The organism is Marinobacter sp. MBR-105 (assembly GCF_053628895.1).
The window spans coordinates 308,765-320,665 of sequence record NZ_JBRJHG010000002.1 but is presented as its reverse complement, the minus strand read 5'-3'; the positions used below and the strand labels follow the sequence as shown (position 1 = coordinate 320,665).

General features: G+C 57.6%; 11 protein-coding genes. 3 read left to right on the top strand and 8 right to left on the bottom strand.

Translation table 11 applies throughout. From position 1 onward, the window contains the following. Positions 1-62 precede the first annotated feature (62 nt). Both rpsO and pnp read left to right on the top strand, forming a co-directional pair. Entirely contained in the window at positions 63-332 is a 270-nt protein-coding gene (gene rpsO / locus ACSSVV_RS04450) for a 30S ribosomal protein S15 (protein WP_011786757.1), read from the top strand. A gap of 345 nt (positions 333-677) precedes the next feature. Then, positions 678-2,792 carry a polyribonucleotide nucleotidyltransferase gene (gene pnp / locus ACSSVV_RS04445; protein ID WP_454105652.1) on the top strand — a complete coding sequence of 705 codons (2,115 nt, stop codon included), beginning with the start codon at positions 678-680 and terminating at the stop codon, positions 2,790-2,792. A gap of 73 nt (positions 2,793-2,865) precedes the next feature. Here the strand turns inward: pnp and ACSSVV_RS04440 are convergent, their stop codons facing one another. From ACSSVV_RS04440 to ACSSVV_RS04430, 3 genes are all read right to left on the bottom strand, one after another. After that, a complete protein-coding gene (locus ACSSVV_RS04440; RefSeq protein WP_454105642.1) occupies positions 2,866-3,741 on the bottom strand; it encodes an alpha/beta hydrolase in 876 nt (291 codons plus the stop codon). Continuing rightward, positions 3,711-5,576, bottom strand: coding sequence for a DUF7840 domain-containing protein (locus tag ACSSVV_RS04435; RefSeq protein ID WP_454105641.1), 1,866 nt, complete (start codon positions 5,574-5,576; stop codon positions 3,711-3,713). The genes ACSSVV_RS04440 and ACSSVV_RS04435 overlap by 31 nt, the downstream gene beginning before the upstream one ends. An 83-nt stretch (positions 5,577-5,659) precedes the next feature. Then, positions 5,660-6,121 carry a DUF3015 family protein gene (locus ACSSVV_RS04430; RefSeq protein ID WP_454105640.1) on the bottom strand — a complete coding sequence of 154 codons (462 nt, stop codon included), beginning with the start codon at positions 6,119-6,121 and terminating at the stop codon, positions 5,660-5,662. 309 nt (positions 6,122-6,430) lie between these two features. Between ACSSVV_RS04430 and ACSSVV_RS04425 the strand changes: the two genes are divergently transcribed. After that, complete coding sequence (locus ACSSVV_RS04425; RefSeq protein WP_041655081.1) at positions 6,431-6,859, top strand: hypothetical protein; 429 nt, start codon at positions 6,431-6,433, stop codon at positions 6,857-6,859. A gap of 70 nt (positions 6,860-6,929) precedes the next feature. Here the strand turns inward: ACSSVV_RS04425 and ACSSVV_RS04420 are convergent, their stop codons facing one another. The 5 genes from ACSSVV_RS04420 to ACSSVV_RS04400 all read right to left on the bottom strand — a co-directional run bounded on the left by ACSSVV_RS04420 (position 6,930) and on the right by ACSSVV_RS04400 (position 11,871). Further along, positions 6,930-7,631, bottom strand: coding sequence for an ABC transporter ATP-binding protein (locus ACSSVV_RS04420; protein WP_454105639.1), 702 nt, complete (start codon positions 7,629-7,631; stop codon positions 6,930-6,932). 9 nt (positions 7,632-7,640) lie between these two features. After that, positions 7,641-8,396, bottom strand: coding sequence for a high-affinity branched-chain amino acid ABC transporter ATP-binding protein LivG (gene livG, locus ACSSVV_RS04415; RefSeq protein WP_011786750.1), 756 nt, complete (start codon positions 8,394-8,396; stop codon positions 7,641-7,643). 5 nt (positions 8,397-8,401) lie between these two features. Then, positions 8,402-9,673 (bottom strand): high-affinity branched-chain amino acid ABC transporter permease LivM, encoded by a 1,272-nt coding sequence (locus ACSSVV_RS04410; RefSeq protein ID WP_011786749.1) that lies wholly within the window; start codon positions 9,671-9,673, stop codon positions 8,402-8,404. Continuing rightward, positions 9,673-10,596 carry a high-affinity branched-chain amino acid ABC transporter permease LivH gene (gene livH, locus ACSSVV_RS04405; RefSeq protein WP_014422583.1) on the bottom strand — a complete coding sequence of 308 codons (924 nt, stop codon included), beginning with the start codon at positions 10,594-10,596 and terminating at the stop codon, positions 9,673-9,675. The genes ACSSVV_RS04410 and livH overlap by 1 nt, the downstream gene beginning before the upstream one ends. A 162-nt stretch (positions 10,597-10,758) precedes the next feature. Beyond that, on the bottom strand, positions 10,759-11,871 hold the full coding sequence (locus tag ACSSVV_RS04400; protein ID WP_454105638.1) for a branched-chain amino acid ABC transporter substrate-binding protein: 1,113 nt from the start codon (positions 11,869-11,871) through the stop codon (positions 10,759-10,761). Between the last annotated feature and the right edge of the window lie 30 nt (positions 11,872-11,901).

Here is an 11,901-nt window from a genome sequence, read left to right as displayed (position 1 = left end):
CCGGGCTGTAGAGATGCGCGGTTCGGCTGAATAGGTATGCATCGCAACCAATGAGGTGAAATATGGCACTGTCTGCCAGTGAGAAAGCTCAGATCGTTAAAGATTTTCAGCAAGGTGATGGCGATACCGGTTCCCCTGAGGTTCAGGTAGCTCTGCTGAGCGCCAACATCAACAAGCTGCAGGATCACTTCAAGGCCAACAAGCAGGATCACCATTCCCGCCGCGGCCTGATCCGGATGGTAAACCAGCGTCGTAAGCTGCTGGACTACCTCAAGCGCAAGAACGCTGACCGTTACCTGGAACTGATCCAGCGTCTGGGTCTGCGTCGCTAATCCGGTTTAGCGACCTGATGGCTGGCCCGGGGGTTCCCGGGTTCAGCCGTGCTTCTCTCCCGCTCCCTGCCTTGCTCATTCCGAACAAGCAGGAAGCGTTTTTTGCTGCAGTTGATTTGTCTGTGAAACCGAAGGATTTTCCCTGTCACAATGGAAAGCCGCTATTGATAGCAGGTTGTTGAAAAGCCCGGGAACTCTGGCCGGGGTTTTGCAACAGCCTGTTAGCTTTCAGACGGGTTGCCTTTCGGTTCACTGATCAGACTGCTGCAGTTGTTGGAAAATGGCGAATGAATGGGTCATTGGCCAGAATCAAAACCGCTGAAAATGCAGGAGTTTATTGTGGAACTGCAACCACGTATCAAGACATTTGAAATGGGTGGGGAAACCTTCACCCTGGAAACCGGTCGTATTGCCCGTCAGGCAACCGGCGCGGTACTGGTAAGCACCGGCGACACTGCCGTTCTGGGCACCGTTGTTGGCGCCAAAGAGCCCAAGCCGGGCCAGGGCTTCTTCCCCCTGACTGTGAACTACCAGGAAAAAACCTACGCCGCCGGTAAAATCCCGGGTGGCTTCTTCAAGCGTGAAGGTCGTCCGTCCGAGAAAGAGACGCTGACCTCCCGCCTGATCGACCGTCCGATTCGCCCGCTGTTCCCGAACGGCTACATGAACGAAGTTCAGGTTGTGCTGACGGTTATGTCTGCCAGCAAGAACCACGATCCGGATATCGCTGCCATGATTGCTGCATCTGCAGCCCTGGCCATCTCCGGTATCCCGTTCGACGGCCCGATTGGTGCTGCCCGTGTGGGTTACACCAACGAGAAAGGCTACTTCCTGAACCCGACCTTCGAAGAGCTCAGCACTTCCCTGCTGGACATGGTTGTGGCCGGTACCGACGAAGCGGTGCTGATGGTTGAGTCCGAGGCCAAAGGCCTGACAGAGGACCAGATGCTGGGCGCCGTACTGTTCGGCCACCAGGAAATGCAGACTGCGATCACTGCCATCAAGGAATTTGCTGCCGAGAACGGCAAGCCGCGCTGGGAGTGGAAGCCCGAGGCGGAAAACACGGAGCTGCTGAACGCCATCAAGGCCGAGTTCGGTGGTGCCATCGAAGAAGCCTACGCGATTCGCGACAAGATGGCCCGTTACGAGCGTCTGGGTGAGATCAAATCTGCTGCCGTTGAAAAACTGGCCGGTGAAGAAGAAGGCCAGCCTTCCGAAGAGGAAGTGAAGAAGTACTTCGGCAAGGTCGAGAAGTCTGTCGTTCGTCTGCAGGTTATCGAAGGCAAGCCGCGTATCGATGGCCGTGACAACAAGACCGTTCGCCCGATCAAGGTGGAAGTTGGCGTACTGCCGTCCGTTCACGGTTCCGCCCTGTTCACCCGTGGTGAGACCCAGGCTATCGTTACCGCCACGCTGGGTACCACCCGTGACGTGCAGATCATCGATGCCCTGGAAGGTGAGCGCAAGGACCCGTTCCTGTTCCACTACAACTTCCCTCCGTACTCCGTAGGTGAAGCTGGCCGTATGGGCAGCCCGGGCCGTCGTGAAATTGGTCACGGTCGTCTGGCTAAGCGTGGTGTAGCCGCGGTTATGCCGACCATCGAAGAGTTCCCGTATGCCATTCGTGCGGTTTCCGAGATCACTGAATCTAACGGTTCCAGTTCCATGGCTTCCGTGTGTGGCTCTTCCCTGGCGCTGATGGATGCTGGTGTGCCGCTGAAGGCGCCGGTGGCCGGTATCGCCATGGGTCTGATCAAGGAAGGCGACAAGTTCGCGGTCCTGACTGATATCCTGGGTGACGAAGATCACCTGGGTGACATGGATTTCAAGGTTGCCGGTACCAAAGAGGGCGTCACGGCCCTGCAGATGGACATCAAGATTCAGGGTATTACCGACGAAATCATGGAAATCGCCCTGGAGCAGGCCAACGCTGCGCGTCTGCACATCCTGGACGAGATGAACAAAGTGATCGCCGAGCCCCGCGCCGAGCTGTCTGAGCGCGCTCCGAGCATCACCACCATCAAGATCCATCCGGACAAGATCCGTGATGTTATCGGTAAGGGTGGCGCGACCATCCGTGGTATCTGTGACGAGACCGGTGCTTCCATCGACCTGGATGACGACGGCAACGTGAAAATCTACGCCGCTGACGCCGCCGCCGCTCAGGCTGCTGTAAACCGGGTCAAGGAAATCACTGCCGAGATCGAAGTGGGCGCTATCTACAAGGGCCGCGTTGAGCGGATTGTGGACTTCGGTGCCTTTGTTAACATCCTGCCTGGCAAGGATGGTCTGGTGCACATTTCCCAGATCTCCGAGCGCCGTATCGAGAACGTCACTGACGAGCTGAGCGAAGGTCAGGAAGTTCTGGTCAAGGTGCTGGATGTGGACAACCGTGGTCGCGTCAAGCTGTCCATGAAGGAAGTCAAAGAAGGCGAGCAGCCGACTGACTTCGCTGACTAAGATGATTCTTGGTTAGAAAAACCCGCCCGGCCTGAAGCCTGGCGGGTTTTTTCGTTTATGGACCTCGTGGCCTCTAAAGGCCTTTTTCCATGAATTCCAGTACTGCTTCCCTGTATGCGGGAATCACAAACGTCGCTGCATGGGGCGTATCGGTCTGCAAGAACTCCTTGGGCTGCTCCGCCGCTTCATACAGCCGCACACCGTGTTCAAACGGAATGATGCCATCCCGAACGCTGTGGATAACCATCACCGGCACCGGTGAGAGGTCAGCGATGCGGTCTGTACCTTCGTAGTCATCCGGGATGGTCCAGCTCAGGGGGTACTGGAATGGCCAGGTGAGCCAGAACTGGTCGAGTTTCTCCCGGGCGATGTAGCGGAAGCCGGAGAAGGTGCCGTCCAGGATGATGCCGTCCAGGGCGGGTTGTTCGTTGCGCTGGGTCCATTCGCTGGCGAGCGCGATGCCCAGAGCGCCACCGAGGCTCTGGCCGAGCAGGTACAGCGGACGGTCTTCGGTGTGTTCCTGATGGGCCAGCCAGCGCAGGCCGGTTTCTACGTCATGCAGGGCGCCTTCGATGTCCGGGGCGCCGGTGGATTGGCCGTAACCGCGATAATCGATGGTGAACACGTTGTAGCCCTGTTCCGGCAGCCAGGCGGCGTTGAGGATGTGGGCGCTGACGTTCTGGGCGTTGCCGTGCAGGAAGTAGATGGTGCCCTTGGCGGGCTCGTCGGTGAGGGCAGGGAGCCACCAGCCGTGGAGGGTTTCGCCGTCCGCGGTCTTGAGGTAGATGTCTTCGTATTCCAGGTTGAGTCGGTCCGGGGTGATGTAAGTGGCATTGTCCGGATAGAAGAACACGCTGCTGCATCCGGTTTGCAGCAGCGTGGTGATGGCCAGCAGGGTGATGAGAGCCGTTTTGGTTTTCAGAAGTAAGCGTGTAGGCCGGCTTGCCATGTGCTTTGGTACCTGTCGTAGTGGTCTTCCCGGGTGAATTTGGCGAATAGGCTGAATTCCCGGCCAATGTGCCAGTTGGCTTCGGCGTAAAACTGGTCTTGCCGGTGTTGGCTGTTGACGATCCAGGCTTTGGTTTTTACGCCGGTCAGCAGGCTGAAGCGGTTGTTCTGGTGCAGCAGGCCAAGGTCTGCACCCGGGGCGAAGTCGTAGCCACGTTTGATGTCATCGTCGATTTCTACATCGGCCGTGGCAATGGCGAAGGCCTGTGTGTTCTGGGCCAGGCTCCAGCTGCCGCCGGCTCCGCCTTCGAGATAGGGCGCCAGAACGCGGTCATCGCCGGTGTCCGTGCGGCGGCCGCCAAAACCAACTTGCCAGGAGATCGGTGCAAAGAACTGGTTCCGGGGGCTCAGGGAGCGTATTTCCACGCCGGTGATCTGTTCCACCTGGAGTTCGTCGTTTTTGTGGTAGAGCCTGGCGTCCAGGCGCAGGAACTGAAGTTGTGCACCGGTACGGTAACCGGCGGGCGGATCCAGTACGTCGTGGTACGCCGGCCGGATGGTCAACTGGGTGAACTCGCTGTGGGCGAGCTGGCCGGAACCGAGGCTCAGGCGAAAGGTGTCATGCCCCTGATCGTCGCGGATCTCCGGTTCGGGCACGTCTGGAAGTTCTGCCGCATCCTCAATCTGGCTGCGGGCGACCAGTAGTTGATGAGACAGCGGCGCCGCGTGTTCCCGGGGCCAGCCTTCGGCTTCGCTCTGGTAGCGTACGTAATCGTACGTGGCATCCAGGAGTTGGGCGCGGTCGTCTTTACCAAGCTTACGCACTTCCGGGTCGCTCACTGCCACATAGCCATTGGCCAAGGCTGCGGCGATGGTCTGGTGGTCTGCGGGCAGGCTGTCCAGGCTATGGGCTACCGAGGTGGCGGCAGACGGGCGGTAATGGATGCTTTCAAGCAGGCCGGCATCTCTCACCCAGCGCACGGTGTCAGACGGGATAGCGTGAGTGCTTACTTCGTCGAGCAGGTCTGTTCCCGGGCGGGCGGCGTCGATCAGGGCTAACAGGCGGTAGGCGCAGTTCTCATCGAAGAAATAGTAATCAAAGTTCTTGTCCTGAATTTCCCAGGTATGGGCCAGCAGGGTGTCAACCTCCTGTTGGTTGAGATTCAGGGTGTATTCCCAGAGATCCCGGTGTTCGATGTCGTTGTACAGCCGGATCATTTCGTAATAGGGCTTGATGGAGGTAATGCCCGGATAGCCACCAAAAATACCGCGATAGGCAAACAACAACTCGCTGTCATGTTCGGCGGCATCGGCTGCGTAGGAAATGGTGTTGGCAAGCAGCAGATCGGTTTCTTCGTCATCCTGGGGGGGATCGAGCCGCAAGAAGGTGTGGCCAAACATGGAAGAGGGGCTATTCAGATAAGAAGCGGCAAATACCAGGGTAACTTTCTCGGTATTCAGTGTGCCTGCCCATTCCTCGAAAGCGGGGCAGTTTACTGGTGTGTCCGGCAAATCCAGTTGCTCTCTCAGCCAGGCATCCCGGGCCGGGAATCGACAGCGGGCGTGGTCATCGCCGCCGCCAGGCTGACGTATCGCCTCCAGCGTTGCCAGCAGTTCTGCCTCCGGCGAGGTTTTGCCATCCTCGCTCAGGAAAAACGCCGGGTCGTCGGCCTGGCTGGTGTAACCGGGGCCAAGGGTATCCTGGTGGTAGTGGCCAAGGGTGAGCCAGACCGGATGTTGGTGAAGGTTGTCGGGGATGGCAGCAAAGGTTGCCGGGGGTGCGAGTGAACATGCAAGCCAGAGTGCAGCCTGCCCAGTGCGCAAGGGGTAGCCCATGGGAATTGTTTACGTCCGGTTTGGATTGGTACAGCGATAGTGCGCCATCCATGGCGCGGGTTCAATCCTTCGGGGCGAGCCGATCAGGCGGCTACGTACTTGCTTAAGGTCTGGTTTTGCTCTAGCAGGGAGACGATAGCCTCTACAGCTTGACCGGTTGCTGTGTCCGAATTGGGGAAGATAACCGAGAAATTGTTTTGAAGCAGCTCGAAGAATTCCGTTCTGTCTTCAGGGGCTATGCCCAATGCAACCGCCATAGCGTTGATATTCTCGCCTTCCCCCCGAGAAATATCTGCTGCCACAGCAGAGCCGCGAGCATCAATAAGCATTGCCATGGATTGAACATTTTCGTTTGTGTTACAGCCAGCTAACCCTAGAGTCATACTTACAGTTTGGGAGGCCATGCCGTTGGTTGTTGCGCCAAGTACATGTGGGACAACGCCAGATTGTCCCTTCCAGATCATTGCGCCTACACCACAGCCGGGCTGGGCGAATGCCATGGAAGATGCACCAAGCAGAATTGCGCCTGCGATCAGTTTTTTCATTATCCACTCCTTTCTGTGGTTATAGCTTTGTCGCATACCCTGCAGCTTTCTGGTTCCGTGGCTGCAAGACAACGGCCGGTATCTGGTTAGGGTTAGAGACCGTCATTCTGAGTATAGATCAAAACAGGAAAGCGCAAGTGACGTCATTGTTATGGTTTGTTGCCTGTTGATGCCAATCAAAGCGAACACGTGTTCATATTTCTAAATGGAACAATAGATCATTTTTTAGCCGCTATTGTTATATATGGCGCATTTCAGTATAGTGCGCGCGGCCATGAAGGCCACGTAACAACCTATGGAGAGTTTGTTTTGAAAAAAGCGCTTATTGCATCAACACTCGTTCTGGCCGGCGCTATGTCCGGTTGTTCCTCCCTCAACGTAAGCTCCAGCTCCATGCCTGTTACTGCTCCTCTGCAGACAGACGTGAAAGCAGACGTTGAAGTAGGCGAGAAGATTTCTGGCAAGGCTTCCGTTACCAAGGTTCTGTTCTTCACTATCGGTAGCGACAAGCAGTTCTCTGACGGCGTTTCCTACGGTGGATCCACCGGCGGTGGCCTGCCCTTCGGCGATCCGGTTGCCAAGGCCAAGTCTGCAGCAGCTTACAAGGCCATTGAGTCTTCTGGCGCAGACATCATCGTAGCTCCGCGTTACACCGTTGAAACTGAAGACTTCGTTGTTTTCGGTACCATCAACGTAACCGTTGAAGGCTACAAGGGCACCATCAAGAGCATCAAGTAAGCTGCTTTTGTGAGTCCCAAAAAAAAGCCGGAGCGCTGATGGCCTCCGGCTTTTTTGGTTTCTGGATGGGTTAACCACCCAGGTAGGCATCCCTCACTTCCGGGTTGGCCAGCAGGTTCTTGCCGCTGTCGTGCAGGCGGATACGACCGGTTTCCAGCACATAGCCCCGGTCTGCCAGGCTCAGGGCCTGGTGAGCGTTCTGCTCCACCAGGAACACCGTAATCCCTTCCTCTCTCAGCTGGCCGATGATCTCGAAGATCTGCTGAATGATGATCGGCGCCAGCCCCAGTGACGGTTCGTCCAGAATGATCATTCTGGGTTTGCTCATCAGCGCCCGGCCGATGGCCAGCATTTGCTGTTCACCGCCGGACATGGTGCCGGCCCGCTGATGTTCACGCTCTTTCAGCCTCGGGAACAGCTCATAAACGTGATCCTGGCTTTTGCGGATTTCCGATTTGGTGTTGAAGAAACCGCCCATGTGCAGGTTCTCTTCCACCGTCAGCCCGGGAAACACCCGGCGGCCTTCGGGCACAATGGCTATGCCGGAGCGCATGATGTTGGAGGTGGCTTCATTGGTAATGTCGCGGCCTTCCAGAATCACCCGCCCTGAGCTGGCCTGCGGGCTGCCGCAGACGGTCATCAGCAGCGTGGTTTTGCCGGCGCCGTTGGCGCCGATCAGTGACACAATCTCGCCCTTCTTCACTTCCACGGACACGCCGTGCAGGGCCTCGATCTTGCCATAGTGGGTATGTACGTCTTCCAGTACCAGCATGGTGTCTCCTCAGGCCTCGCCCAGATAGGCTTTGATCACATCGTCGTTCTGGCGAACTTCGTCCGGGGTGCCGGCAGCCAGGGGGCGTCCCTGGTTGATGACGGTAATCCGGTCTGAGATGTCCATAACCAGGCTCATATCGTGCTCAATCAGCAATACGGAAACGTTGTAGTCCTCTTTCAGGCTGACAATCAGCTGGTTGAGGTCTTTGGTTTCCGCCGGGTTCAGGCCTGCGGCTGGTTCGTCCAGCATCAGCAGTTTCGGTTCGGTCACCATGCAGCGCGCAATTTCCAGCCGGCGCTGCTGGCCATAGGCCAGGTTGCCGGCCTCCCGGTTGGCCAGTTCCAGCAGGCCAACCCGATCCAGCCAGTAGGCGGCCCGGTCAAGGGACTTGCGTTCCCGCTCCCGGTAGTCGGGTGTCTTGATCAGGCCGGATATCAGGTTGGTGTTCAGGTGCCGATGCTGGGCCACCAGCAGGTTTTCCACCACGGTCATCTGGCCGAACAGGCGCACGTGCTGGAACGTTCGCACCATGCCCAGTCGGGAAATCTTGTAGTCCGGTTTACCCTGGACTTCATTACCTTCAAACAGGATCTTCCCGCCTGTGGGCTTGTAAAAACCACTGATGCAGTTGAAGACCGTGGTTTTGCCGGCCCCGTTGGGGCCGATGATGGAGACTATTTCGTGTTCCTGCACGTCCAGGCTTACCTGGTCGACTGCCAGCAGGCCGCCGAAGCGCATGGACAGATTCTGTACTTCTAGCATGTCTGTCACTCCTGGCGTCTGAGTTCAATGTGAATGCGGCGCATGGGCATCAGCCCCTGTGGCCGCCAAACCATCATCAGTACCATGGCGGCGCCGAAAACCAGCATCCGGTAGTCGGAAAACTCCCGGGCCAGTTCCGGCAGGATGGTCACGGCAACGGCGGCAAGCACGACGCCCAGCTGCGAGCCCATGCCGCCGAGCACCACGATCGCCAGGATGATGGCAGACTCAAGGAACACAAACGACTCCGGGCTGATGAAGCCCTGTTTGGAGGCAAACACCGTGCCGGCAAACCCGGCAAAGAAAGCGCCAATGGTAAAGGCGGAGAGTTTCACCGCCGTGCGGCTCAGGCCCAGGGAGCGGGCTGCAATCTCGTCTTCCCGCAGGGCTTCCCAGGCACGACCAACGGGCATGCGCATGAACCGGCGGATGATCAGGGCTGTAATAACGGCCAGAACCAGAGCGATCAGGTAAAGAAAAATCACCTTGTGCTCACCGCTGTAGGCTATGCCGAAGGTCTCATGGAAGGAGGTGTTGCCTTCCTCGCGCACCCGGCGGCCAAATTCCATGCCGAACAGGGTGGGATCGGGAATGCCCCCAATGCCGTTGGGGCCGCCGGTGACGGCAGTCCAGTTGTTGAGCAGAATCCGGATGATTTCACCAAAGCCGAGCGTAACGATGGCGAGATAGTCACCTCGTAATCGCAGCACGGGGAAGCCGAGAACCAGGCCAAACAAGGCTGCCAGGCAAGCTCCGATAGGCAGCGCCATCCAGAAGGAAATGCCGGCGTATTGGGACAGCAGGGCAAAGGTGTAGGCGCCAACCGCGTAGAACGCCACGTAGCCAAGGTCTAGCAGGCCCGCAAGACCCACGACGACGTTCAGTCCCAGTGCGAGCATGACATAGATCAGGACCAGAGTGGCCAGATCCACAGCGCCTCGGGAAACGAAGAAGGGCCAGAACAGGGCCAGAACCACAATGCCGGTAAGCACCCAGGATTCGATTTTAGCCCGCTTGTTCTCGGCCATCGGCTCCTTCTGGGTTTTGGGCATTGGGCTAGGGATGCTCTTGAGCCCGCCCATGATCTGGTCCCGGAACAACTGGAACAGGAACACGACCACCGCGGCCAGCAACACGAGGACGACTGTGCTGGTGTCGGCGCCGGTCAGGGTCACGCTGATGCCCTGGGCTTCCAGGTTAAAGCCGATGATCGGGTAGGAAATGATCAGTGTGATGATCGCGCAGAAAAGCGCGTGTCTAAAATTGTTGGCAGCCATCAGATCTTCTCAACCTCCGGTTTGCCCAGCAGTCCGGTGGGTTTGAACAGCAGAATCAGAATGAGCAGGCTGAACGAGACCACATCTTTGTATTCACCACTCAGGTAGCCCGAGGTCATGCTCTCGGCAACGCCGAGGATGAGGCCGCCCAGCATGGCGCCGGGAATGCTGCCAATACCGCCAAGAACAGCTGCGGTGAAGGCTTTCAGGCCGGCAATAAAGCCGAAGAGCGGATCTACTGAACCGTAATACATACCCAGCAGCAGACCGGCGACGGCAGCGAGCGCGGCACCAATCACGAAGGTGGCTGAAATGATGCGGTTGGTGTCGATGCCCAGCAGGTTCGCCATGCCCAGATCCTGCGAGACCGCGCGACAGGCCCTGCCGATACGGGAGCGGGAGATGAACAGGGAAAGAGCCGTCATACAGATCAGGGTGGTGATAAAGATGGTGATCTGAATGTAGGAGATGGACATCGGGAAGGTATCTTCGGAGCCGAACTGGAAACCACCTTCAATCAATGCCGGGAAGCCGATGTTGCGGGAGCCCTGGGCGAGGTGGACATAATTCTGCAGGAAGATGGACATGCCGATGGCGGAGATCAGTGGAATCAGGCGGTGACGCCCGCGTACCGGCCGATAGGCCACTCGTTCCACGGCCCATCCCATGGAGCTGGAGACAATCACCGCGCATATAAGCGCAACGATCAGTACCAGGGGTAACCAGGCGATACCGAGGGTGGCCAGGCCCGTTATGGCGATCAGCGCGGTGTAGGCACCGATCATGTAAACCTCGCCATGGGCAAAGTTAATCATGCCGATGATGCCGTAAACCATCGTGTAGCCGATGGCGATCAGGGCGTAGGTGCTCCCGATCGTCAGCCCGTTAATGAGCTGTTGAAAAAAATACAGGAGGTCTTGCATGTTTGTGGAACTCCGAAAGCCCGCTCCCTCGCCTGGCTGCGACCGATCACCGGTGTCGCCGGTGCGGATGCAGTGAGGGTCTGCAGGAGCCCAGAAAAACACCTTCCCCCGGATCGCGGTGGGAAGGTGCTCTCATTATTACCGTTAGTTAACGATTTGGGCTCAGTTTACCGGAGTTTTGCTGCCGTCTGAATGCCATTCGTACACCACAAACTCGAACGACTTCATGTCGCCGGCTTTGTCGTACTGAACAGTGCCGATGGGGGTCTCGAAGCTTCCGGCACGAAGAGCCTGGGCCACATCGAACGGATCTTTCGAATCGGCGGCTTCAATGCCTTCCGCAATCAACTGCACGGCGGCATAGGAGGTGAGTACGAAGGGGCCGGAGGGATCTTCACCTTTGGCATCAAAGGCGGCGATCAGCTCCTGGTTTTCCTCTTTCTGGTCGAAGCTGGGGGGCAGGGTAACCAGCAGGCCTTCAGCGGCTTCGCCGGCGATGGTGTTAATGTCTTTGTTACCGACGCCTTCCGGGCCCATGAACTTGGCATCTACGTCAGACTGGCGTGCCTGGCGGAGGATCAGGCCCAGCTCAGGGTGGTAGCCACCGTAGTACACGTAATCGACGTCAGCCTGTTTGATTTTGGTGACAAGGGAAGAGAAGTCCTTGTCACCGGCGGTAATGCCTTCAAACATGGCAATTTCGATGCCGGCATCCTGCAGGGTGTCGCGTACTGCAGTGGCAATACCTTCACCATACTGCTGTTTGTCATGAACGATGGCCACGCGCTCAGGACTCTGGCTGGCAATGTAGTTGCCGGCAACCGGCCCCTGCATGCTGTCCAGGCCAATGGTCCGGAACACCAGTTCGTAGCCGCGCTGTGTGATTTCCGGGCTGGTGGAGGCCGGGGTAATCATCAGGATGCCTTCGTCTTCGTAGATGTCAGACGCCGGCTGGGTAGAGCTTGAGCAAAGGTGACCCACCACATACTGAACGCCTTCGTTCACCAGTCGGTTGGCGACGGTGACAGCCTGCTTGGGGTCGCATACGTCGTCCACTTCAACGGCAACGAGTTCTTCACCCATCACACCGCCGGCGGCGTTGATGCGCTCGATAGCCATGCGTGAACCGGAGAATTGCATGTCGCCATACTGGGCTACGGGGCCGGTCATTGGGCCGGCAATACCAATTTTGATCTCGGCAGTTGCCTGGCCTGCGGCCATCAACGCAACGGAAGCGCTAACAACAGTAACGAGTTTTTTGATGGAGGGTTTCATCGTGATGTCCTGTTTGTGTCAGGGTTATTG